This window comes from Ruegeria sp. AH3, assembly GCF_056536265.1.
Window position 1 is genome coordinate 440,949 of the sequence record NZ_JBQFJL010000002.1, and the last position, 24,060, is coordinate 465,008.

The window sequence follows — 24,060 nt, forward strand, 5'->3', positions numbered from 1 at the left end:
GATTGCGGACCGATTGCAGGCAGGGCATCATTATCGCTGAACCCGTCCCGCCTAGATCACGGGTGGCACCTTCGATACACAGATGATGTGCTGCGGCAGGCGTATCAATGAGCCCTCGATGACGGGTGCGCCAGGTATCATGGCGGTAAAATGCGTGCCGTCGGGGTCGAAGGTGAGCCGCATATCGGTAAACGCAAGAACTTTGCCCATCAACGGATAGACCGCCTTATAGGCACTTTCTTTGGCGCAGAATATCTCTATGCCGCGCAGGTTCTGTTCGACCGCTGGCTGAGCTGCCAGCCAAGATAGTTCGGCGGGCGTACAGATGATATCGAGCATCTCACGATCCAGAGGGGTGTTGGGTTCGACATCCACGCCGATACCCTGCGCAATCTGAGGTCGGGTGACGAGGGCGATGCAAAGATCGGCGCAATGGGTGATTGAACCGATAATGCCCGGCGGCCAGATCGGGCTGCGGTCAGGTGCGCTGGGGATGGCCACGGCAGGTTGGCCGATCTGATCCAGGGCTTGCCGGGCTGCCACGCGCCCGGCAGTGAACTCAACTCGACGGGCCTTTACGGCGCGGGCGATTGTGGGTTCTTCCTCCGGCAACAGCTGCCCGATTGAGACGGCTGGGTCGGTGACAGCGATCCCCACACCTGCACCGAGAATCCGGCGCAGGGGGGCGATGATCGCATCCGGGTCGATCATACCGATGTTTGGCGCCGGGATCGCATCTGTCGACGACGGGCCATCGCATCGCTGCGCTCAGCAGCGCGTTCTGCCTTGGCCGCGGCAACCTCTTCCGCATTTTCTGCCGGGGCGGTGCCTTCGGTTTTCTGATCCACGACGTCAGCAAGCGCGGATAGGGTGGGGCAGCGGAAGATGTCGGTAATGCTGAGCGATGGCACGTCCAGCTCGGTTCGGATCTCGCGATGCGCCTGAACCGCCAGCAACGAGTGCCCGCCCAGATCAAAGAAGCTGTCCCGCCCGGTCACACCGGTGACGCCCAGAATACGTTCCCAGATCGCAGCGATTTTTTGCTGATTGCTGCCACTTGCTGCGGGCTGAGCCGCGCCCACGGGGCTGCTGACCCGTCGTGGCGCCGGGGCGGGAAGGGCCTTGCGGTCGATCTTCTTGTTCGGCGTTAGCGGGAACTGCTCCAGCGTCACAAAATGCGCCGGGACCATGAAATCCGGCAGTTGCGCAGAAAGTGCTTCTTTCAACGCCGTTTCCACAATGGGTGCATCGGTGATCAGATAAGCGACCAGTTGAACCACCGAAGGCGTATCTTCGCGGGCGATGACGACCGTTTGGCGAATGCCCGGGCAGGCGTCCAGCAAGCTTTCGATTTCGCCCAGTTCGATGCGATAGCCGCGCAGCTTGACCTGATGGTCGGCACGGCCCAGGAAGTCCAATTTGCCATCGGCGCGCCAGCGAACCAGATCGCCCGTGCGATAGAGCCGCGCGCCGGGCAGGCCCGAGAATGGGTCCGGCACGAACCGTTCGGCCGTCAAATCTTCGCGTTGCCAATAACCACGCGCAACACCGGCACCACCGATGTAAAGCTCTCCGGCCGAGCCGATCGGAACCGGGTCCATGGCGTCGTTCAGAACGTAAACCTGAGTGTTCGCAATCGGGGTACCGACATTGACCACACCGGCAACAGGTTCTGCCATTTCGGTGGTGGACCATATGGTGGTTTCGGTCGGGCCATACATGTTCTGTATCTGCGCCTGCGTGATCTTGTTCAGCTCTGACACCAACGCGCCGGGCAAGGCTTCACCGCCGACCATCATATGTTTCAACTGACCCAGCGCATAGCGCGCCTCGTCATTCATTACCAGCATCTGCGCCATCGAGGGGGTGCATTGCATATGCGTGACCTTATGGCGGATGATTTGCGCAGCGATGGAATAGTCGTTATCGTCCAGCGCGGTTTCCAGATTTGCCAGCCGCAGGACCTCGGCCAGTGGGCGCAAACCGTCCAGCACTTGAGGGACTGGGATGCCATAGTCGATCAGGCATGTGATCTCATCGACGCCGATGCGCTTGAGTTCCTCGACCCGTTGCAAACAATCCTCAATCGTGCCGAACAGGCCGGAATCTTCGAAATAGCGCTGGAAGGCGAAGTCCAGAATGCCTTCCAGCTCATCCTCGGAGAGGCTGCCAAGGTCCAGTTGGAACGGGTTGGTTACCCCTTTGGGTTTCTTGAACGCAGGGAAAGCCCACGCGTATTGTTTGATCAGGCCAGCAGCTGCGCGCAGGTAATCCTTCATCGGCTCGCGCGCGACCTCTCGCACCGCTTCGCGGTCTTCGCCGACGAACGTGTGCAGCATCAGGGTGACTTTGAAGTCTTTCGGGTCGTACCCGGCCTCGCGCAGCGCCTCATGGTAGATGCCGATCTTCTCCGACACCTCTTCGATGCTTTGGCCCAGAAGGTGGGTCAGAACATTGGCGCCAATGGCGCCTGCCTCGCGCCACGTATCGGGGTTGCCCGCTGTGGTGACCCAGATCGGAAGGATCTTCGACACCGGGCGCGGTTGGGTGACGACGCCGTGCATGTCGCCGGACTTGGTAGGGAACTCGACCGTTTCCCCGGCCCAAAGCTGGCGCAGGGTGGCAATGGATTCCAACATCGCAGGCTTGTTGTTGGGCGGAGTGTTTTCGGGGCGCAGGACGAAATCATCGGGCTGCCAGCCCGACGCAATGGCAAGCCCGGCGCGCCCGTTGGTCAGGTTATCGATCACGGCCCATTCTTCGGCAATCCGGGCGGTGTGGTGCAGGGGTGCCACGCAGCTGCCTGCGCGCACACTGATATTCTGCGTGACGGCAGCCACGGCGGCACCGGTCACGGACGGGTTGGGGTAGGGGCCACCGAAAGCGTGGAAATGGCGCTCGGGCGTCCAGACAGCGCAGAAACCGTTCTGATCGGCAAACTGCGCGCCTTCTAGCAGCAGTTTGTACTTGTCGCGCCCGACGCCGTCATCATTGCCCCAATAGAACAGGCTAAACTCCATCCCGCGGCCCGTGATGGCCTTGGAATAATCCGCGTCGCCTGCAACCAGTGTGCGGTTTTCGTCGTCGCTGAGAACGATCTTGAACCCACGCGCCAGCGTCCAGAACAGCTCCAGAACCGAGATATCAAAGGACAGGCTGGTGACGGCCAGCCACACGCCGGGGGGGTTATGACGGATGCGCCCGTCCATGCCGGTGAAAAAGTTAGCCACATTGCGATGTTCGATCATCACGCCTTTGGGCCGCCCTGTCGAACCGGACGTATAGATCAGATAGGCAAGATCATCGGCGCTGACTCCGCTGTCGATATTCTCTATTCCGGCAGCGGCAACGCGGGGATCGCTGTCCAGTTCCAGAACCTGTGCGCTATGCGGGGGCAGATCACCGGCAAGGCTTGAATCGGTGACGACAACGGCCGCTCCGCTGTCTTCCAGATAAAGTGCGACGCGATCTGCTGGATAGGTCGGGTCGACGGGAACGTAAGCCCCGCCCGCTTTCAGGACAGCCAGCGCGCCGATCAGCAGAGCGGGGGAGCGGCGTGTATGCACGCCAACCAGAACTCCGGGTTTGACCCCCATATCTCGCAACACATGCGCCACGCGGTTCGCGGCGGCGTTCAGATCGGCATAGCTGTAGACCGTGTTCTCAAAAACCAGCGCTTCGGCGTCAGGGGTGCGCGTGGCCTGCGCCTCGAACAAATGATGCACGCATGAGGTCTGGTCGTAGTCGGTTGCGGTCGCGTTCCAGTCCAGAACGATCTGCTGCCGCTCGGGATCGGGCAGAATGGGCAGGTCGGCGACGGGGCGCTCGGCCATGCCAGGTTCGGCCAGCGCGGCTAGTAAGCTTTCCAGACGGGCCGAGAACAGGCGTTGCGAGGTCTCGTTCACTTGACCACCGTCGGCGATCAGGATCACCTGATCTCCGTTTTGTGTCAGAGTCAGACTGGTCCCGGGAACCAGCCCCGAAGCGACGGAGTTGGTGATGCCGATCTGCGGCGTCTGAACCGGTGCCGGGACACGGGCGGGCAGATCACAGGCAAACGGCCCGCGCACCTGAGCGTTGGCGCGCTCGGCATCGAATTTGGCGCAAGAGGCGGCAAAGCTGCTGCCCGTGCTGAACCGCACCGGAACCCAAGGCGACAGATGGGTGCTGTCGCCCGGCATCTGTTGCGCCAGATCGAGCGTATCGCTGTCGGCCAGACGGCAGAACAACGCGGCCAGCGCGCCGTTGATCTGCGCTTCGGTCACGCCTGCGGGGACGTGCAGCGTTTGCATTCGCGGCGCGCCTGACGCGGCGGAGGCGTCGATCATCGGAATGTCGGGATGGCTGAGCTGCTCCAGATCGGCCCGCCACGCGGGCTCCGAGGCGAGCGTCGAGGTCAGCTCTTTGCTCAACGCTTCAGCCTCTTCAACCGAGGGAGACGCTAGGGCTTTGCTGCCATTCGTGACCGTATCAGCCGAAACGGTCGCACCAAAGCAATCGCGGAATCCACTCAGCGCGACCGCGCCGTCAGCGGTGGCGATGGTCAGGCTGTCTTCGGTGCGCGACAGGATGGTGCCGGGGGTTTCGATGGCATCGGCCTCAGCCACGTCAGCCTTGCCAACCAGCCAGATGCGACCGCCGCGTTCCAGCTTGGCGCAACTCAGCGGGTTCCAGTATTCGCCGTGATCCAGCGCACGGACCAATGTCGCAACTTCTTGTGCCGATTTGATGAAATCCAGCCGTCCTGCTGCCGAAGGGCGCGCGTCTTTGGCAAAATAGCTGCGCAGGCTCAGGTCCTGTTTGGTCAGCGTGGGATGGTCACTTGCCAGTGTCCCAATCACTTCGGGAAAGCTGTCGATCGCAGCGGCATAGCATTTGGTGTTCAGCGTCAGCGCCGTCTCATTGGTGTCGATATCGAACATGCGCTGGGCGATAATGTCGCCTTCGTCCACGCCACCTGAAATCATGTGCCATGTGATGCCGTGCCGGGTCTCGCCGTTCAAAATCGACCATACCGGAGCGTTCAGCCCTGCATAACGCGGCAATGGGCCGTCGTGAAAGTTGACCGCGCCTTTGCCCGCTCGATCCAGCAGCGATTGCGGCAGAAGATCCAGATTGGCAATGCTGAGTAACCAGTCGAATGAGGTCTCACCCAGCCGGTCCTGCAAATCTTTACCAGGGGCATGAACGGGTAGGCCCTCAGCCTCAGCCCATGCGCGAACGTCGTCGTTTCGGGTCACTACGCCCTGAATGCCGTGACCCGCCTCGCGCAGCATGGTTCCACATTGAATCACAAGGGATTCGTGGCCGATCAAAAGCGTGGTAAACGACATCATTACTCTCCAACAACAGGTTCTGGGGCGCCGACCTTCCTGTTACGGCCCAGCGCCGCGCGAAATAGCGCACGGGTATCATGCCAGAGTAGGGTCAGCAGAAAATAGGGTGAAACGCCGCGTTCCTTGCGGGTGATCAGGCACCGTAGCCAATGCAGGAACCCACCTGCAAGATGGGCCAGAGTGGCACCAGCCGCGTAAAGCGCGCCGTGGTTTTTGACAAAATAGTGCAGCCTTGAATCGTACCAGTATCCGGGCACGCGCCTCCACGTTTTCATACCCGTCGAGGCCGAGCCGATATGCATGACCTCACTGTTGCGCACATAATCGGTGCGATACCCGGCAAGGGCGGCCCGACGGCAAAGGTCGGTTTCCTCAAAATAAAGAAAGAAGGTTTCGTCAAACAGTCCGATCTTGGCCAACACGCTGTCACGCATCATCAGGCTGGCCCCGGCCAGCCAGTCCACAGGCTGCGTTTCCGTCGGGATCGGGATGGGAACGGCCCTGTGGCCCAGCAGCTTGCTGACGGGCCCGAAATTGATCGAGCCCTCAAACTCGCTGGCGATCGAAGGAAAGCGGAAGCTGGTCAGATGCGGCTCTCCATCGTCGCCGTAGATATAGCTGCCCGCGAGCCCGGCCTCGGGCGTGGTTTCAAGATGGCTCAGCAGGATGCGGATTGCATCCGGCGCAGGGAAGGCATCCGAGTTGACGATATAGCAATAATCGGGCCGCGATCCGTCGCTTAGCCCAGCGCGGATGCCCACATTGTTGCCAGCACCGAAGCCGCCATTATGGCCGGATTGGATCACCCGAACCTGCCCGTCCTTGTCCCAGCCTTGTTCAGTCACATGGGTCAGAATCGTCTCGTAAGACCCATCCTGCGAGTCGTTGTCGACGATAATGATCTCACCCTTGATACCTTCCATCGCGGTACGCACGGCTTCGGCCGCGCGCAGGGTCATTTCCGCGGTTTTGTAATTCAGCAGAACGGTCAGGAGGCTGGGGTCAGACATTTTCTCTCCGCCTCATCCAGGCATCGTTTCATACGTGAGGCCAGAACGCGTACATTTGGTTCCAGTACCATCGAGTCATGGTCTCCGGGCACCTCGAACACCTCGATTTTCGGAGCCCATGGGGTCCAGTCATTGTCCGGGGTGATGTAGTCGCGTTCGTGGTTGATCAGGCGATCCGGGGCCACCTTCCATTTCGCCACCAGCGGTGGACGGAATAAGGTTAGCGGGCCGGACCACGGTTTCAGCGGATAAGAGCCAACGCTTTCCAGAAACGCCTCTTCTATGGCAGCGTTGTGGAATTGCTGGCCTTCGGCTTCCGGTTCTTCATCAGATTTGCGTTTCTCCATCTCCCACGCGATGCGGTTCTTGGCCCATTCAACAGGGTAGCTTGGGCCGCGTTCGCGCAGTTCCAGAAGCTGGATCATGATCCGGTCGCGTTTGCTGATTGAGGGCCGCACCGGCAGCGGGGTGTCGAGCATTACCAGCGCGCTGACTTCTTCGCCCGCCGCGGTCAATTGCTGCGCGATCTCATAGGCTGTGATGCCACCGCCCGAGAAGCCGCCCAGCATGTACGGTCCTTTTGGCTGAACCTGCCGCATCTCGGCAATATAATCACGCGCGGCCTCGCACAGGTCGCGATGGGGGTCTTCATCCCCGAACAGTCCACGCGCCTGTAGACCATAGAAGGGCCGGTCGGTGCCGATCAGATGCGCCAGGTGACGCAGGTTCAGCACGTTGCCGAACATACCTGCGACAAGGAAGAACGGCGTCTTTGGTCCGCCCTCGCCGGTGTGCATCGGCACAAGATGAGTGAACCTCCGTTCCGGAGTGGCCGGGGCAGCCGCTGGTGCTTCGCCACCACCTCCTTCGGTCGGAACACCGCGTGCGGCGATCAGTTCCGCACATTTGCGGATTGTCGGAGCTTCGAAGAGGACCGAGATCGGGAAATCCACGTTGTAGATTTTTCGGATTTGCGCGAAGAGACGCACGGCGATCAAAGAATGGCCGCCAAGATCGAAGAAACTGTCTTCGACCCCGATCTGATCGACGCCCAGCAGTTCCTGCCAGAAGCCGGCCAGCCGGATTTCGATATCATTTTCAGGGGCCACGTAATCCGAGTCTAGCTCGGGCCGTTCAAACTTCTGTTCCGACCCGGCGGCATCGGCATTGCTTTCACCCGCCTGCGCCACAAGGCCATTCAGATCAAGCGAGGACAGGATGACCTGCGATTGCTTTGCTGCCAGCGCCCGGAAGAACAGATCGGCCCCTTCGCTGGCCAGAATACCCTGCGACAGGTTGTGGCGCAGACGTTCCTCGGCTGGCGACAGCGGGGCCGGAGTGTCCAATTCGCTTGTCTGCGCGGTCGGAGCCTCGGACGCAGCAAAACCGGCGGCCTCTTCCATGCGGCGGATCGAAAAGCCCTCGACCTCAACGCAGACGGTGCCGTCTGGGGCAGTGATCGTGACGTCGAAACTGGCGGTTTCACCATCAGCCCGGTTATCGCCCGCATTGCGCACCCAACTGACGATTTCCGCAGGCAAGGGTCGGTGAACACGGACTGATCGGTATGAAACAGGCACCCACAGGTGGGTCGGCTCATAGCCTTCGATCAGCGCCATGGCCCAACCGGTTGCCAGATCCATCAGGCCGGGATGCAGGCGATACCCTGTATCAAGATCGCTGCGCAGATCATCCGTCAGGGCCAGATGTGCAATCCCCTCACTCTGTCCAAGCGCGGTCGAGGTCAAAACACGCCAACGCGGACCAAAGGCCAGATGCGCCTCTTGGCTGGACCGCAGGCGCCCACCTTCGGGCGCTTGCCGCGGATCGGAGCAGCGCGCGGCAATCGCGGCGATATCGATAGGATCGGGCGTGGGTAGCGGCAGCAGAGACAGGCTGGCCTGCGCGTTCATTTCAAAGCCGTCACCTTCGGCAGCGCTTTCGACGATCAGATCATAACCGACATCACTGCGCGGCAGGCGCAGCTTAATCTGCTGATCTTTGCTATCGGAAACCGCGAGCGGGCGCAGGAAGTACAGATCCCTGATCTCAAACGGAGTGATCTCACCCTGCGCGTCCATCGCTTCGGCCGCCAGCTCAAGATAGCCGGTGCCGGGGATCAGCGCGTCACCTGCCTTGGTGCGGTGATCGTTCAGGAACCAGCGGTCTTTGGCAGAATAGGTCGCAGTGAAGAGCCGGTTGCCCGAGGGATCGAATGTGGCCTCATCCAGCATCGGAACAGATGCAGGCTCGGTAGGGGGTGGGGTGCCGCCGGTGCGCGCCTCCATCGCATCGGCAGCCATGCCGACATCGGACCAGATGCCCCAGTTGATCGCCAGCACTTGCGTTTTGTCCCCGGAGCGTGCGCGTGCGTAAGCGTTAAGGTATTCATTCGCCGCCACGTAATCGACCTGACCAATCGAGGCAGTCGCTGTCGAGGTCGAGGAGAACAGCACCAACCAGTCAAGTGTGCCATCAGGGAACAACTGGTCTATGACCTGCGTGCCGTGGAGTTTTGGGGTAAAGACGTCTTCGATCTCCATCATGGACTTGGTCATGATGGGGGCGTCGTCGATCAGACCGGCTGCGTGGATGACGCCATTGATCTGGCCAAACTCGGCTGTCACCTGATCGATTGCTGCACGCATATCTTCGACATTCGAGACATCGGCGCTGATCGACAGGACTTTGCCGCCAGCAGCCTCCAACGCCTCAATCGCGCGGATACGGCGGGCTGTGCCATCTTGTGGCGCGCTGTTTTGCAGGATGCGGGGCCACTGGTCACGAGGCGGCAGCGCGCCGCGCGAAACCAGAACGATATTTGCCTTGCAGCGATTAATGAGCGACTCGGCCAGCGTCAGACCAATGCCGCCAAAACCGCCGGTGATCAGATAGGTGCCGCCATCGCGCAGTGGCAGATCCTGAGGCATCGGATCGGGCAGGGTTTGAGTACGGTATTGCTGATCCATCCGCTTGCCGCCGCGCAGGGCAGCCGTCCAATTTCCGGGAGTGGCCAGCAGGTCTTCGAGTACCTGACCGGCCAGTTCGGGCGACGGGGCAGGAGCTTTGCGTTTGCCGTTTTGCTGCGGCAGGTCGATGTCCAAAACCCCGCAGGTGATACCCGGATATTCGCGGGGGATCACGCGGGCAGGGCCAGTCAGCGTGGCCTTTTCGGGATGGGGCAGGCCTTCGTCCCGGACCTGAAACGCGCCAGAGCTTAGGATGCTGATATGCATCGGGCCCGAGAGGTCCTCTTCCCCGATGGCCTGCGCAAGGAAGAACAGGCTGAAAAAGCCCTGCTCAAGATTGCGATGGAAGAAGCTGCTGCCGGGACGGAAGCTCTCGTCCTGTGTCAGCAGCCAGCCGTGCACGATCCGGTCGGGAACGCGGTCATTAGCTGCCAGATCGGCAAGCAGCGCCTGATACCCTTCGCGCCCGCGTTCGGGGGCAAGTCGATAGGTATCAGCATCAATGCGTGCAAACGCATCGCCGGCGGTGACGAGGGTCACCGTATGTCCGGCTTTGCGCAGGCGTTCGGCCAACCCGCCGCACAGCCCGGCCTCATCCGCGAAGATCAGCCAGTTTTCCTGTGTGCTATCCGACAGATCGCCCGAGACATCCACATCACATTCGGCATATTTGGGCGACCATGCCACGCGATAGCCCCAGTCTTCGGGGTTTTCGGTCCGCATCAGCCATTTTTGCGCGCTGTCAGACTGCACCTTGCCCGGCTCGATGAAATAGGGAGAGCGCTGGAACCGATAGGTCGGCAGCGGCACCCGGTTGCGCCGTGCCTCGCCCCAGATTTGTGCCCAATCAAACGTTCCGCCAAGCGCCCAGACACGGCCCAGCATCGCCATGAAATAGGCGTCATCAGCGACGCTATCATCCGGGTGGCGCAGGCTGCCGATCACTTGATTGGCGTCAACCTTGTCATGCTGTCCTGTTAGAGAGGCCAGCGCTTTGCCAGGGCCAACCTCGATAAAGATACGCTCAGGGTTTTCAGCCAGAGTGCCGATGCAATCAGCAAAATGGACGGTGCCGCGCAAGTGACCGACCCAGTATTCGGGATCGGTAGCCTCGGTTTCGGTGATCCAGGTGCCGCTGCGGTTCGAAGGGAAGGGAATCTGTGGTGCGTTGAGCTTGATCGACCGCAGATAATCACCGAAATCCTTCAGGATCGGTTCCAGCATCCGCGAATGGGCGGCGATATCGATCGGGATGCGCTGACAGTCGACATCCTGTTTCGCCAGTCTCTGCTGCAGGTCATCCAGTGCGGCTTGTGGGCCGGTGGCGACTGTCAGGCCCGGCGCATTCACCGCACCCAGATCAAGGTCATCCCCTAGCAGCGGGCGCAGCTCATCCGCTGGCAGCGGCACGCTGAGCATCCCGCCCGCAGGCACCGTATCGAACAGCTTGCCGCGCAGATGGACCAGCCCGATGCAATCCTCAAACGACATCACGCCTGCGACACAGGCCGCCGTGTTCTCTCCCATCGAATGACCCACAAGGGCCGCCGGTTCCACGCCCCATGACATCCAAAGCTGCGCAAGCGCGTATTCGGTGATCATGATCAGTGGCAGTTGCACCGAAGGGGTCTTCAACCGCTCATCCGCCTCGGCCATCTGATCCGGCTCGGGCAGCCAGATGGCGCGGATGTCGTAGTCAAGCTTGGGCTGAAGGATATCCAGACCCTTGTCCATCCAGTCGGCAAAGACCGGTTCGGTCTCATAGAGATCGCGCGCCATGCCCGCGTATTGCGCCCCGCCGCCGGGGAACATGAATACATGGTCGGGGTTGTCCGAGATCACCGTATGAGTGAACACGCGACGCGGGTCGTTTTCTTCCAGAATCGCTGCGGCTTGTTCGTGCGTTTCAGCCACCACAACCCGGCGTTTTTCAAACGCGCGCCGACCCTGTTTCAGAGTCCAAGCCACATCTGCGAGGTTTTGACCGGGGTTCGCGCGCAAATGCGCAGCCAGCGCTTCGGCCCCCTGATCCAGCGCCTTCTTGCTGCGGGCCGAGACGGTCAGCAACTGGAACGGCCAGTCCGAAGGATCAGACTCCTGCCGTACCGGTGCCTCCTGTAAGATCGCATGCGCGTTGGTGCCCCCAACACCCAACGAGTTCACACCGGCCCGGCGCGGGCCTTTCTGCGGCACCCAGTCAGTCAGCGTGTCGTTGACGCGGAAGGGGCTGGTTTCAAAATCAATTGCCGGGTTGGGCTTTTCATAACCAAGGCTGGGCGGCAACTGACGGTGATGCAACGACAGTGACGCCTTGATCAGGCTGGCCACACCGGCGGCTGTATCGAGGTGGCCGATATTGGTCTTCACCGACCCCAGACGGCAGAACCCGGTTTCCTGCGTGGTTTCCGAGAACGCTTTGGTCAGCGCCGCCACTTCGATCGGGTCGCCCAGATAGGTGCCCGTGCCATGGCACTCGACATAGTCGATCGTGTCGGCGGTCACGTCCGCCATCATATGGGCCTCGGAAATCGCGGCGGATTGGCCGTCGACCGAGGGTGCGAGATAACCAGCCTTGGCGGCCCCGTCATTGTTGATCGCCGTACCGCGGATGACGGCCCAGATATGGTCCCCGTCCTCCAGCGCATCCGCCAATCTGCGCAGCACAACGACACCAGCGCCCGAACCAAAGACGGTTCCCTGCGCACGGTGATCGAATGCATGGCATTGGCCGTCGGGCGACAGCACCTCGCCCTCTTTATAGATGTATCCTCGGTTCTGAGGCAGTTCTATGGTGACACCGCCCGCCAGCGCCATATCGCATTCGCCGGTCATCAGCGCCTGCACGGCATAATGCGCCGCAACCAACGAGGTTGAGCATGCGGTTTGCACATTGACGCTGGGCCCCTTCAGGTCCAGCACATGACTGACACGGGTGGACAGGAAATCCTTGTCATTGCCGGTATGGCGCAACAGGAACATACCCACATCATCGACCAGATCCGGGTTTGAGCAGACGTTGAAATAGAAATAGCTGCCCATTCCGCAGCCCGCGAACACACCGATGGGTCCGGGAAAGGTCTCGGGCGGGTGGCCTGCGTTCTCCAAAGCTTCCCATGCGCATTCCAGCAGCTGCCGGTGTTGCGGGTCCATGATGGCGGCTTCCTTGGGCGAGAGGCCAAAGAACTCGGCATCAAACCGATCGAACCCGTCGAGCGGTGCGGCAAAAGGCACATAGTCAGGCCGTTTCAGAAGATGAGGTGCCTCGCCCGAGGCCAAAAGGTCTTCCTCGCTCAGGCGCTGTATCGATTCAATGCCGCCGCGCAGATTAGACCAGAATGTTTCAATCGAGTCGGCGCCGGGCAAATGCGCCGCCATGCCAACGATCGCGATATCACCATCTCTGGCTGAGTTATTCACTTTTGAACCGTCCATAACCTTAACCGAGTAACCTTTGAACGTATTAATTCCTGTACCGCATAATGCACTTGTTGCCTGGATATCTATGAACAGTATCACGGAACTTGCGGTGGTTTCCGATCAGTTAGCCCTTCCCAGATCTGAAGCTGAACCAATAATCCCAGCTTAGCGAACGAAATAGCCTGAAATATGGCCAATCCGGCGGTTTCTTCAAGCTTTCCCAATCTGTCAACCAGCAGGTGCCTATATAGGAAACAGTTTTCCAATTGACCACAGATTGTCGAGGCCTTTTTGGTGAGTGCCCCGCTTAAAAACCTGCTGATGGCGACATGTTTCGCGACCTGCATTGAGTCAAGACGACATTGCATGAAGCGCTCGCCTATAACCAGACCGGCACATTCGGAAGCTCGCCGTTTCTGGCGCTGGCTGCCGTTCTGCCCATAGGGTTTTCTGCGCTGATGTTTTCGACTGCCGAAAAACCCTTCATGGCAACGCGGAAAAAAGAGTGTCGCGAGCTCAACCCAACGATCTAGGTTTTTAGAGAAGCTTGGCTATCGCGTCTGCGTTCAGCCAGACGGCGCATAGGCCAAGGCCAATCCCGATAACGCCAAAGACCACGTCATGTAGTGGGTCCCATGCTTTGTGCCGTCGCGCCAGCAGGGCCAACATCGGAGAAACGGCAATATTGGCGATAAATTGTCCCGCCAACGCGCCGATAATTCCAAACTGGCTTACGCCGACAAGAAAGAACGTGATCTGTGTGGTCGATCTTGCGACGACATACAGGCAGAAACCACGGGAATCGCCAGCTGCCAGAGCTACCCGGTCATAGGTCTGAAGAATCACGAGTGGAGTCATTGCGACCGCAATAAGCGTGGCGATACCGCCAGCATGGGAGTACCGGGGGTCATATAGAAACGAAACGATGATCGGTGCCAGCATAGCGAGGATCAGAGTTATGCTTAGGAGCGCGCCAGTGACCAAGAAGCGCATTTTTCGCAGCTCGCGAAAGTTTTGGGCTGATTCTGATGGCGGCTTTTCGCGGTACAGTGGGATCAAAATACGCCCCAGTATCGCGTCTCCCAGAAGAAACGGGAAGCTGGCGATGAAGAAGCCGATACTGTACAGACCGAGCATTTCGATGGTCAGAAACTTCCCGAGAATGATACGATCACCCTGAGTGGCGATGAAACCAGCAATCGTACTCACATAGATCCATTTTCCAAAGTGAAAGAGCTCGCTAACCGATTGATTTTCCCAGCGGAAATGATTGCGCTCGCCGACAAGGAATAGGGTATAAAGTGTGACCTTAGAGGCGCTGGCGACGATTATGCCGACGACAAGAACCCAGATTGACTGGAACACCAGCGCCAGAACAACCATTACGATAACGCCGATGGTCTGGCCGAGGAAGTCCAGCAGCATGACCCGACCGATCATCAGGTGGCGACCTGCGGTTTCCACGGTCGTGGGTTTAAGCCCATCGATTAACAATGAGAGTCCCGCGACCGGTAGCATCAGTGCGAGCGCGGGTTCATTGTAAAACTTTGCTAGTGGGTAGGCGAGCGCGCAGCTTGCCAGCCACAAAATCGCACCGCGAGCGACCTGCATAGTCCAAGCTGTATTCAGAAAATCCGGGTCGTCGCCGCGCTTATTTTGTTGGATTGAAGGGCTGATCCCCGCGTCCGACACCATGGATAGACCAATCATCACTGCGACAATCAGTGCCATTATGCCGAAAGCTTCGGGGAAAAGTAGGCGTGTCAGGATCAGGTTCGACGCAAGCCGAACTGCCTGAGTGCCTCCGAATGAAAATAACGTCCACAAAGAACTGCGCAATGCTCGCGCATTCAGACCCTCACTGAAGAGCCCTTGCTTGTATCGCGTTAACATATTGAACCTAATATAACCTGAACACTACTGTACGAATAGATTTCAACTCGCTTAGCAATTTTTTTGCTCGAAACTACCCTTAAAATATCAATCTGGCATTTTTTTGATGATCTTGCGATTCTTGAACAATCGTGGGGCCAGTTGTGTATCATTAGTGGACTCGGTATGGGAGAGCGTGCTGGCGAACTCGAATGCGCCGCTAAATAGTGTTACGTATTGAGTGTTCAAAATATGACCATGACCAGGGTTTAGTCCGCTTCATCCAAGGAAGTGGAATTGCGGCTTCTAACTTTATTTCAGCAGCGTAATCACCGAGGCCAATCATTAGGCCGAGTTATTGTGACTTAGAACATAGCAACGAGATAGCGAATCTGGAAGAAGATGCCTCAAACTCGCCGTTTTTTGGTGTAACATGGTGCAAGCGGTGTTTTAGTTTGTGTCTACGCCGTAAGTGAAAGAGTGATCACGTTGAACATACGTACTGGCCATACGTCCGGTAATCATACGACCGGCAGCTCATTGGATATTTACACGGACCACTTCGGGTTGACCGAGCGGCCGTTTTCGCTCGTGCCTGATCCCGAGTTCATGTTCTGGTCTGCGTCTCATCAACGTGCGTTTACCATGCTGGAATACGGAATTTTGACTCGCGCGCCGATAACCCTGATTACGGGCGAGGTAGGCTCGGGCAAAACGACGCTTGTGCACCATCTACTCAAGTCGGTGGGTGATGACGTCAAGATCGGATTGATTTCCAATGCGCATGGTGACCGGGGTGAGCTTTTGCGTTGGGTTCTTATGTCACTGGACCAACCTGCGCCTGCCGGGGGTACGTATGTCGACCTCTTCGCGGCTTTTCAGGCCTATCTGATTGATCAGTACGCAAGCGGGCGCCGTGTGATCCTGATTTTCGACGAGGCTCAGAATTTGAGTGTCGAGTCGCTGGAAGAGCTTCGAATGTTCACCAATATCAACTCGAACAAAGATGAGTTGTTGCAATTGGTTCTGGTTGGGCAGCCGGAACTTCTGGATATGATCCGACGTCCCGAGATGCGTCAGTTTGCCCAGCGGGTGGCTTCGAGCTTTCATTTGACGGCGATGGATTCCAAAACGGTTCGAAAATATGTTGGGCATCGGCTGGCGATAGCGGGTGCCAAGCGCAATCTGTTCAGCCGGGCGGCCACTGATCTGGTACATGAAGCCACCGGAGGCGTCCCGCGGCTGGTCAACCAATTGTGCGATCTATCGATGGTTTACGCGTTCACACGCGGCAACAAGAGTATCATTGGGCACACTGTGCAGAAGGTTCTGGATGACGGTGCCTTTTTCGCAGCGCGCCAACCAGAGCAAACAGGCGACTTTCAGCTATGATGAGTGAGTTTCGGTTTTATTTGTCGCTTTTCTTTCGGCGCTTTCCCTATCTGGCTTTGATAGTGATTGGCTGCACGGTCGCTGGTCTCGTGCTGGCGTTCACCTTGCCGCCGGTTTATCGCGCACAGGCGCGCCTGGTTGTTGAATCGCCGCAAATCCCCGGTGAGCTCGCTTCCTCTACCGTTCAGGCGAGCGGAATTGAAATCCTTGAAGTGATCCAGCAGCGTCTCCTGACGCGTTCGAAATTGCTGGAATTGTCGGACAAATTCGGAGTCCACGCTGATCAACCCGACCTGCCAGATGATGTAATCGTCGCCGACATGATCGAACGCATCACCATTGATCTTCCTCTGTTCGATTTCAACAATCGTGCTTCCTTTGTTCGGGTTTCCTTCGCTGCGCCAACCGGTGAGATTTCTGCGGTCGTCACCAATGAGCTGGTCGACCAGATTCTTGAGCAGAACATCGAGATGCGTACCAGTGCAACCAGTCAGACGCTGGCGTTTTTTGTGAGCGAAGTCGCGCGATTGGATAAGGAGTTGGGCGAGCAGGGCGCGCGCATTCTCGAGTATCAGGAAACCCACAAGGACGCCTTGCCGGAAAATCTGGAATATCGACGTAACCGTCAATCATCGCTTCAAGCGCGCGTGCTTCAGCTGGATCGGGAATTGTCGGGCCTCAGAGATCGCAGGGCGCGTTTGGTTGAGGTCTATGAGCGCACGGGCCGTCCGGATATACTGGGTGAAAGTTTGACTCCCGAGCAGCGTCAGTTGCGGCAGCTTCAGGATCAGCGGGCTTCGGCACGTACCATTTATTCGGATGACCATCCTCGGATCAAATCTCTTGATGCCCAGATTGCCGCATTAGAAGCAGCCAATATTCAGCTGGGACTTGGGACTGAGACGGCTCCAAACATTACGGCGTTCGAATTGCAGCTTTCGGATATCGACGGGCAAATTGCGTTTATCGAACAAGAACGCGCCATCAATGAACAAGATATCGAAAAACTGGCGGTTTCGATCGAAGCGACACCAAGAAACGCGATTACACTTGGAACGCTTGAACGTGACTATGACAACCTGCGGGATCAATACGCTCAGGCTACAGCCAGCCTTGCCGAGGCCAGAACAGGCGACCAGATTGAAGCCCAGTCGCAGGGGCAGCGCATAACTGTAACCGAATTGGCTACGATCCCATTGCATCCGGCTGACCCGAACCGCAAACTGATCGCCTTCCTGGGGCTGGTGGCCGGTATCGGCTCGGCTGCCGCATTGTTCCTTCTGCTGGAAGTGCTCAACAACACGATACGACGGCCAAAGGAGTTGGAGGCAAAGCTCGGCGGACCCGTCTTTGGTTCAGTTCCATATATCAAGACAAACGAACAGGTCGCGATGCGTAAAGGTGTGATCGCGGTGACCGTTCTGGTGCCTGTTATTGGGGGTTGTCTGCTGATCTACCTGATGCAGATAGACTATGAGCCGCTGGATCAGATCATATCGATTGTAACTGACAAATTGGGCATCGGTGCAGCATCCGAACAGTCCGGCAACGGCTGAAAAGGTATTTATTATGGAACGCATTCAATCCGCAATTCAAAAAGCCAGGGCGGCGCGCGAAAAGACGTTGTCTGATGTCGCAACCGCCGAGCCCGTGAATGTCGCGGTTCCCCAAAGCGAGATTGCCGAACCCAACCCTGTCAAGGATACCGACAAGGCTTGGGCCGATTTGCCCCGGCAGGAATTCAGTGCCAAAGCCTTGAGACGCGCCCGCGTCGTCACGGATCAGCCGGGCGATGATTCCAGTGTATTCGACGGCATGAGAACCAAACTGCTTCATGAAATGCGCAAAAACGGTTGGCGTCGCGTTGCGATCACCTCACCTGGCAGCGCTTGCGGTAAGTCAACATTGAGCCTCAATCTGGCATTCGGGTTGGCCCGACAGCGCGATATGCGAACAATGTTGATCGATCTCGATCTGCGCAGACCGTCCATTGAAAAGATGCTTAATCTGCCTGAGAAACATGCTTTTGCTCTGGCCTTGGCAGGTACGTCAGATCCTGAAGAGCATATGTTCTGCTATAAGAACAAGCTGGCCTTCGCCACCAATCGTAGCCCTGCGCAGGACCCATCTGAACTGCTGCAAGGCAAGGATGCGGCGCGGGTGATTGACGGGCTCGAGGCGCGCTATAATCCGGATGTCATGATCTTTGATACGGCACCTCTGCTGACATGCGATGACACAAACGCCTTTTTGGACCAGATCGATTGTGTGCTACTGGTCGCAGCAGCTGAGACTTCTACGGTCGAAGAGATGAAGAAATGCGAACATGAGATTCGCGAAAAAAGCAATCTTCTGGGTGTGGTGCTGAACAAGTGCCGCTATCTGGAAAAGCCCTATACCTACGGCTACTGAGAGTGACGTCAGATCCAATCCGGAAACGCGGCGTGGTAAGCCAGGAGGTAGAAGCCTGATGATGTGGTCCGATGATCATTTGCACCGCATTCGGGCCCAGTTGTTGGGTAAGGACTCAGATAAGCTGATCCAGCTCATGCTGCAGAAAAGCCTGATGGCCGAACCGGATTCAGAGCTGTCTGATGCAGTTCGCGTTGCCGAGGAACTTGAGTGGCTTGATGCATCGTCAGGTAGCTTGACGACTATGGGCCGTTTGGCATCGGATTCATGTCGCGAGTATGCGTTCTGGCTGGATCGGAACAAGGCCTTACCCTTTGAGGGGTTCGCGCCACATTTGACGGCAGAATACTTTCGCGATCGCAACGTGATGGAGATTGGCTCGGGGATGGGTGCCAACCTGTTGTCTCTGTCGGCTGTTGGCGCTGGGGCATTCGGGATCGAACCGGTTGCGGCCTATCGCCAGATGGGTGCGATTTTCTCGGAACGCGAAGGTCTGCCAATAGCCACAGTTCATGATGGTCAGGCAGAGCAAATACCGTTCGCCGACGACCACGCAGATTTGGTTCTGTGCGTTTCGACGCATCAATATTTTGATATTCACCCTGCTCTGAGTGAGATCAAGCGTGTCCTGCGGCCAGGAGGTGAATTGATCATCATTGGGGGAACGCTTGGTGTATATTGCCAAGAAAACCTACCGGACCTTCTGCGCGGCATGGGTCAGGCAAAGGCTTATGTTATCACCGTGGTGAATACACTTAATTACATGACTATGGGAAAGCGCCTCCTTGTACCGCGCGGCGAATTCTCGACCTCGCGACCGATTTATCCCAGTCGCCGGGCGATGCAGCGATGGCTGTCGTCAGTCGGATTGAAGGAGGCATCACCATCATGCAGGGTGGAGGGTGAGACCTGTTTTCATTACATTTCGGAGCAATAAATTCAGCAACAGTGATGGTGTAATCTCCACAGTGTTGCAAAAAGAAGATCAGTTTTTACGCAGCCGGTTAATTTCTTGAGGCTGTCATGTGTTAATCCTAAGGTAGAATTGTTTTAGTGAGTAGTCATGGTCATGCAGGTACTTAGCCACAGGGGTTATTGGAAATCACCGGAAGAGAAAAACCTACCGGTTGCTTTCAGGCGTTCATTTGAACTGGGTTTCGGGACAGAGACGGATTTTCGTGATCTTGCCGGGGCTCTGGTGGTGTCTCATGATCCTCCAGTTGATGGTTGTATGCTCGCCTCTGATATGGCCGAAATCTATCGCGATCTGGGGCCCAATTTGACGTTAGCACTAAACATAAAGGCCGACGGTCTGACCGACATGGTGCGCGATTTTCTGGACGCTTATTCCATTCGCGATGCCTTTGTCTTTGACATGTCCGTCCCAGACGCCTTGCGCTGGCTAGACTCGGGTATCCCCGTTTTTACGCGGCATAGCGACGAAGAAATGGACCCCAGTTTTTATGATCGCGCGGAAGGGGTTTGGCTGGATGCGTTCCGCTCGGACTGGTGGGATACAGCTATCATCGCACGCCACTTGGATGCGGGAAAGCGGGTCTGCATCGTGTCGCCTGAACTGCATGGTCGTGATCATCGCCCGGTATGGGAGATGCTGCGCGGCTCGGATGTGCTGGGTCATGAAAATGCCCTGATTTGCACCGATTATCCTGAACAAGCCAGAGAGTTTTTCAATGACGATTGAAGCCGTAGTATTTGACATGGACGGCGTGCTGATTGACGCTAAAGAGTGGCATTTCCACGCTCTGAACCGAGCGCTGGAGCACTTTGGATATGAGATTTCGCGCGCCGACCATCTATCCACTTTTGACGGGCTGCCAACGCGTGTGAAGCTGGAGATGTTGTCGAAAGAGCGCGGTTTGCCGCGTGAATTGCATGGGTTTCTGAACACGTTGAAGCAGAAGTTTACGATCGATCAGGTACATCTGAACTGTAATCCGATCTTCGTGCATGAATATGCCCTCTCCAACCTCAAGGCGCGTGGTTACAAGCTGGGCCTAGCCTCGAATGCGGTGCGCAGTAGTGTCGAGCTGATGATGGATCAGGCTGCGCTGTCCAAGTACCTCGATGTGATGCTCAGCAATGAGGATGTGAAGAAGGCGAAGCCGCATCCCGAGATTTACCTGACCGCCGCCGAGAAGCTGGGTTTGAAGCCTGAGCAGTGCTTGGTGGTCGAAGACAATCCGAACGGGATCAAAGCTGCGGAAGAAGCAGGATGCCCCTTGCTAGTCGTTCAGACCGTATTTGATGTGCAATTGGATCGTATTCTTGATGCCATTGCTCAGGTAGAGGAGCGCGCCGCATGAAAATTGTGATTCCCATGGCAGGCGGAGATGATCTGTTCCGCAAACATGGCTTTCCTTTTGCAAAGCCGATTATCGAGATCGACGGCCGTCCTTTGATTGATCATACGACCGAGCCGTTGACCAGTATCGCCGGGGTCGAGTTTGTATTTATCGTGCGCAAGGAAGATGACCTTCGGTTTCACCTTGGAGATGTCCTGCGTTTGCTGATCCCAGGATGCTCAGTCGTGCGCGCGGATGGCAAGACGGCAGGTGCAGCTTGCACTGCGCTTTTAGCCGTTGCGCATATGGACAATGACGAAGAGCTATTGATTACCAATTCCGATCAGGTTTTGGCCTTTGATGTTGGCTCGGTAATCGACGAATTTCGCGCGCGTGATCTGGACGCAGGAACGGTTGTCTTTGACAGCGTTCACCCACGCTGGTCTTTCGTCAAGACCGACAAAGACGGGCTGGTGATCGAAGCCGCCGAAAAACGCCCGATCAGCCGCGACGCGACTGCAGGGATTTACTATTTCCGAAAGGGTGCGGACTTTGTCGAAGCGGCGAAAACCATGATCCTGAAAGGGGCTGATGTGAATGGCGGGTTTTTTGTTTGTCCGTCCTTCAATGAGATGATCTTGTCGCAGAAACAGATCGGGATTCATCGGATTGATCGTGACCAGTATATTTCATTGGCCACACCGCAGGCGGTTGAAGAATATGAGCAAGAGCTGGTGGCGCGCCGAAAGGCGGTGCGGCAATGAAAACCTTCCGCCTGAATGACATGACTAAAGGTTGGTTTGTCGGAGATTTCGACCCGGCTGTGCTGCGGACTGAAGCCGCGGAGGTCGCTGTGAAAAGCTATGATGCAGGCACTCTCGAACCACGCCACATGCACAAGATTGCACCCGAAGTGACATTGATTGTTTCGGGCCGCGTGCGGATGAATGATCAGGAATATTCGGATGGCGATATCATTCTGATTGAACCAGGTGAAGCCACTGATTTTGAAGCTCTGACCGATACCACGACCGTTGTCGTGAAACTACCCAGCATAGCAGGGGACAAATATCTATGTTGAACATCGTTGTGCCGATGGCGGGTCGTGGCAGCCGGTTTGCGACTGCTGGTTATGATTTGCCCAAACCACTGATCCCGGTTCACGGGTTCCCGATGATCCAAGTGGTGATCAAAAATCTGACACCGAGCACTCCGCATCGTTTTACGTTTTTGATCTTGCGAGACCACGATACCGAGTATGGTCTAGCTGACAAACTGCAAAGCTGGGCACCAGGCTGTGGTATCATCTATGTGGATGAAGTGACCGAGGGCGCGGCGTGCACCGTGTTGCTGGCACGCGAGGTGATTGATAATGATAACCCGCTGATGATTGCCAACTGCGATCAGTACATTGATGCAAGTATTGATGCATATCTGTCTGATATTGGCGATGCTGATGGGTTGATCATGACGATGTGGGCCGATGACGATAAATGGTCCTTCGTGCGCCGGGACGATAGCGGGCGCGTGGTCGAAGTGATCGAAAAGGTTGTCGTCTCAGACGAGGCGACCGTGGGCATCTACAACTTTGCGAAAGGTTCGGATTTCGTTGCGGCGGCGGATCGCATGATAGCGGAGGATATCCGGGTGAATGGCGAGTTTTATGTGGCTCCCGTTTATACCGCCATGGCGGATGCCGGTGCGCAAATCGTATGTCATACGATCGGTAAGGTCGGCGCTGGAATGCACGGGATCGGTGTGCCGGTTGATCTGGATGCGTTCCTCACATCTCCGGTGTCGCAGAAGGCCATCAAGGGGTTGGTTGATGAATAACGACCCACAATCTGATAACAGCCTGTTTTTTAAGGTTTGTCGACGGATTTTGATGTGGACGATGCGCCAAATGAATCATCGTGGACAGGCCTTTTTGACCTATACAAGTCGCCCGAAATTCAGCGCTCAGATCGCGCCGATGGCCGAGCCTGAAAAAGATCTTGGGCCGATGGCGATTGTTATGCAGGGACCTATTGCCGAAGACGATGATGTCACGCTGGAAACAATGCGCATTTATAGGCGGACAATGCCTCAGGTCCGGCTTTATCTGTCGACATGGGATGACACCCCTGAACGTTTGCTAAACGCGCTGCGGCAGGAAGGGGTCAAGATTGTCCTGTCGGCCAAACCTGATATGCCGGGTTTTTCCAATGTGAACATGCAACTGGTCAGCGCCGGAGCGGGGGTTCGCAAAGCGCATGAGGACGGGGCGGAGTGGATTCTGAAAACGCGCACGGACCAGAGACTGTATCGTCACAACGTGATGGGTTTTTTGGCCAGCATGGCGCTGACTTTTCCTCCCAGCGGGGGCTTTGATCAGAAGCACCGCATAATTGGCGTCGGACATGGCACGCTGAAATACGCACCCTATCATTGGGGCGATCAGACTGTTTTCGGCCATGCTGAGGATATGCTGAAGTACTGGACACCGGACTTGGTCAGTGCTCCACCGCCAGACCACTTCCCCGAGGCGGTCTCTGACATGTGGGATGAGATCCCAATTGTAGAGATGTGCAAACACGCGGTTGCGGAAAGCTATATCGCGTCAAGCTTTCTGACGCGGATCGGACGAAAGCTGGACTGGAGCGTCGAGGATAGCTGGGCTGCCTATCGCGATTGTTTCGCGGTCGCCGATTACGGTACAACTGATTTCTTCTGGTCGAAGGTACAGACAGGTACCTTGCGGGAATTTGTTAACCGCTATGATCTGCGCTGGATTCGGAATGAACTGACATTTTCAGACTGGATGATGCTTTACGCCGGGGCTGTGACGTCCGCGGACGCACGGAAATATGAAAAGGCGCTGTCTTTGAAGTTTATGGACGTCATTGAGCTGGAGACGACAACCTGAACTTGATCGCTGAATATTCCTGTTTGTGAAACAATGCTTGGATTTATTCAGATCAAGTAATGGTGCAGGTTCAAATGAGCGGAATTTGGTTCATATTAACTCCGCTTCCAATCATTATAGGACCGCTTGGGTTTGGCCGGGACTAGAATTGTATATGAATAGGCTCAGGGCTCATAACCAATAACTGACGAGAGCCGCGAGCGCGATGGCTGACAGGAAGTCCTTCGGGCATCTGTTGCCACACGCCTCCAGTCTTTGAGCCTACCAAACATGTTCTCCATCCGGTTGCGGCGTTTGTATCGGCGCTTGTCATACTTCACCGCTTTCTTTCGCTGTTTCCGGCGAGGGATACGGGCACGTATCCCTTTGTCTTTCAACGCTTCCCGGAGCCAATTGGCGCCATACCTGCAGTCTCCGAGTAACCATTCGACATCCGGAAGGTAA

Annotated in this window: 15 protein-coding genes and 1 pseudogene; 10 read left to right on the forward strand and 6 right to left on the reverse strand. The window is 56.9% G+C overall.

Annotated features, from left to right (window positions below; genetic code table 11):
* Window positions 1-51: 51 nt before the first annotated feature.
* The 5 genes from ACR3EM_RS19640 to ACR3EM_RS19660 all read right to left on the reverse strand — a co-directional run bounded on the left by ACR3EM_RS19640 (window position 52) and on the right by ACR3EM_RS19660 (window position 14,625).
* Entirely contained in the window at window positions 52-711 is a 660-nt protein-coding gene (locus ACR3EM_RS19640; RefSeq protein WP_480472317.1) for a 4'-phosphopantetheinyl transferase family protein, read from the reverse strand.
* On the reverse strand, window positions 708-5,333 hold the full coding sequence (locus ACR3EM_RS19645) for a MupA/Atu3671 family FMN-dependent luciferase-like monooxygenase (protein ID WP_480472318.1): 4,626 nt from the start codon (window positions 5,331-5,333) through the stop codon (window positions 708-710). Before ACR3EM_RS19645 ends, ACR3EM_RS19640 begins: the two co-directional genes overlap by 4 nt.
* A 2-nt stretch (window positions 5,334-5,335) precedes the next feature.
* Complete coding sequence (locus tag ACR3EM_RS19650; RefSeq protein WP_480472319.1) at window positions 5,336-6,346, reverse strand: glycosyltransferase family 2 protein; 1,011 nt, start codon at window positions 6,344-6,346, stop codon at window positions 5,336-5,338.
* Window positions 6,325-12,747: a type I polyketide synthase gene (locus tag ACR3EM_RS19655; RefSeq protein ID WP_480472320.1), complete on the reverse strand. Its 6,423-nt coding sequence runs from the start codon at window positions 12,745-12,747 to the stop codon at window positions 6,325-6,327. The genes ACR3EM_RS19650 and ACR3EM_RS19655 overlap by 22 nt, the downstream gene beginning before the upstream one ends.
* A 522-nt stretch (window positions 12,748-13,269) precedes the next feature.
* Entirely contained in the window at window positions 13,270-14,625 is a 1,356-nt protein-coding gene (locus ACR3EM_RS19660; RefSeq protein ID WP_480472321.1) for an oligosaccharide flippase family protein, read from the reverse strand.
* 468 nt (window positions 14,626-15,093) lie between these two features.
* On the opposite strand from ACR3EM_RS19660, the gene ACR3EM_RS19665 reads away from it, so the two are divergent.
* The 10 genes from ACR3EM_RS19665 to ACR3EM_RS19710 all read left to right on the forward strand — a co-directional run bounded on the left by ACR3EM_RS19665 (window position 15,094) and on the right by ACR3EM_RS19710 (window position 23,616).
* Window positions 15,094-15,996 carry an ExeA family protein gene (locus tag ACR3EM_RS19665; protein ID WP_480472322.1) on the forward strand — a complete coding sequence of 301 codons (903 nt, stop codon included), beginning with the start codon at window positions 15,094-15,096 and terminating at the stop codon, window positions 15,994-15,996.
* Window positions 15,996-17,552 (forward strand): GumC family protein, encoded by a 1,557-nt coding sequence (locus ACR3EM_RS19670; RefSeq protein ID WP_480472323.1) that lies wholly within the window; start codon window positions 15,996-15,998, stop codon window positions 17,550-17,552. Before ACR3EM_RS19665 ends, ACR3EM_RS19670 begins: the two co-directional genes overlap by 1 nt.
* A 13-nt stretch (window positions 17,553-17,565) precedes the next feature.
* Window positions 17,566-18,408 (forward strand): CpsD/CapB family tyrosine-protein kinase, encoded by an 843-nt coding sequence (locus ACR3EM_RS19675; protein WP_480472324.1) that lies wholly within the window; start codon window positions 17,566-17,568, stop codon window positions 18,406-18,408.
* A 58-nt stretch (window positions 18,409-18,466) separates the two neighbouring features.
* The gene (locus ACR3EM_RS19680) at window positions 18,467-19,345 is read left to right on the forward strand and encodes a class I SAM-dependent methyltransferase (RefSeq protein ID WP_480472325.1); all 879 of its coding nucleotides are present in this window, start codon (window positions 18,467-18,469) and stop codon (window positions 19,343-19,345) included.
* A 294-nt stretch (window positions 19,346-19,639) separates the two neighbouring features.
* Entirely contained in the window at window positions 19,640-20,110 is a 471-nt protein-coding gene (locus tag ACR3EM_RS19685; RefSeq protein ID WP_480472326.1) for a PI-PLC domain-containing protein, read from the forward strand.
* Window positions 20,100-20,732: an HAD family hydrolase gene (locus ACR3EM_RS19690; RefSeq protein ID WP_480472327.1), complete on the forward strand. Its 633-nt coding sequence runs from the start codon at window positions 20,100-20,102 to the stop codon at window positions 20,730-20,732. Before ACR3EM_RS19685 ends, ACR3EM_RS19690 begins: the two co-directional genes overlap by 11 nt.
* Window positions 20,729-21,475 (forward strand): glycosyltransferase family 2 protein, encoded by a 747-nt coding sequence (locus ACR3EM_RS19695; RefSeq protein WP_480472328.1) that lies wholly within the window; start codon window positions 20,729-20,731, stop codon window positions 21,473-21,475. The genes ACR3EM_RS19690 and ACR3EM_RS19695 overlap by 4 nt, the downstream gene beginning before the upstream one ends.
* A complete protein-coding gene (locus tag ACR3EM_RS19700; RefSeq protein WP_480472329.1) occupies window positions 21,472-21,792 on the forward strand; it encodes a cupin domain-containing protein in 321 nt (106 codons plus the stop codon). The genes ACR3EM_RS19695 and ACR3EM_RS19700 overlap by 4 nt, the downstream gene beginning before the upstream one ends.
* Window positions 21,786-22,544 carry a glycosyltransferase family 2 protein gene (locus ACR3EM_RS19705; protein WP_480472330.1) on the forward strand — a complete coding sequence of 253 codons (759 nt, stop codon included), beginning with the start codon at window positions 21,786-21,788 and terminating at the stop codon, window positions 22,542-22,544. The genes ACR3EM_RS19700 and ACR3EM_RS19705 overlap by 7 nt, the downstream gene beginning before the upstream one ends.
* A 70-nt stretch (window positions 22,545-22,614) precedes the next feature.
* Entirely contained in the window at window positions 22,615-23,616 is a 1,002-nt protein-coding gene (locus ACR3EM_RS19710) for a WavE lipopolysaccharide synthesis family protein (RefSeq protein ID WP_480472331.1), read from the forward strand.
* Window positions 23,617-23,787: 171 nt separating this feature from the next.
* On the opposite strand, the pseudogene ACR3EM_RS19715 reads toward ACR3EM_RS19710, so the two are convergent.
* Window positions 23,788-24,056: pseudogene (locus tag ACR3EM_RS19715) on the reverse strand (transposase); the annotation flags it as partial.
* Window positions 24,057-24,060 lie beyond the last annotated feature (4 nt).

Bases quoted from the DNA above. Each gene is read 5' to 3' on its own strand.
- ACR3EM_RS19695 (WP_480472328.1), top strand. From the start codon at position 20,729: ATGAAAATTGTGATTCCCATGGCAGGCGGAGATGATCTGTTCCGCAAA.
- ACR3EM_RS19700 (WP_480472329.1), top strand. From the start codon at position 21,472: ATGAAAACCTTCCGCCTGAATGACATGACTAAAGGTTGGTTTGTCGGA.
- ACR3EM_RS19645 (WP_480472318.1), bottom strand. From the start codon at position 5,333: ATGTCGTTTACCACGCTTTTGATCGGCCACGAATCCCTTGTGATTCAA.
- ACR3EM_RS19650 (WP_480472319.1), bottom strand. From the start codon at position 6,346: ATGTCTGACCCCAGCCTCCTGACCGTTCTGCTGAATTACAAAACCGCG.
- ACR3EM_RS19670 (WP_480472323.1), top strand. From the start codon at position 15,996: ATGAGTGAGTTTCGGTTTTATTTGTCGCTTTTCTTTCGGCGCTTTCCC.
- ACR3EM_RS19685 (WP_480472326.1), top strand. From the start codon at position 19,640: ATGCTCGCCTCTGATATGGCCGAAATCTATCGCGATCTGGGGCCCAAT.
- ACR3EM_RS19675 (WP_480472324.1), top strand. From the start codon at position 17,566: ATGGAACGCATTCAATCCGCAATTCAAAAAGCCAGGGCGGCGCGCGAA.
- ACR3EM_RS19680 (WP_480472325.1), top strand. From the start codon at position 18,467: ATGATGTGGTCCGATGATCATTTGCACCGCATTCGGGCCCAGTTGTTG.
- ACR3EM_RS19710 (WP_480472331.1), top strand. From the start codon at position 22,615: ATGAATCATCGTGGACAGGCCTTTTTGACCTATACAAGTCGCCCGAAA.
- ACR3EM_RS19705 (WP_480472330.1), top strand. From the start codon at position 21,786: ATGTTGAACATCGTTGTGCCGATGGCGGGTCGTGGCAGCCGGTTTGCG.
- ACR3EM_RS19640 (WP_480472317.1), bottom strand. From the start codon at position 711: ATGATCGACCCGGATGCGATCATCGCCCCCCTGCGCCGGATTCTCGGT.
- ACR3EM_RS19660 (WP_480472321.1), bottom strand. From the start codon at position 14,625: ATGTTAACGCGATACAAGCAAGGGCTCTTCAGTGAGGGTCTGAATGCG.
- ACR3EM_RS19655 (WP_480472320.1), bottom strand. From the start codon at position 12,747: ATGGACGGTTCAAAAGTGAATAACTCAGCCAGAGATGGTGATATCGCG.
- ACR3EM_RS19690 (WP_480472327.1), top strand. From the start codon at position 20,100: ATGACGATTGAAGCCGTAGTATTTGACATGGACGGCGTGCTGATTGAC.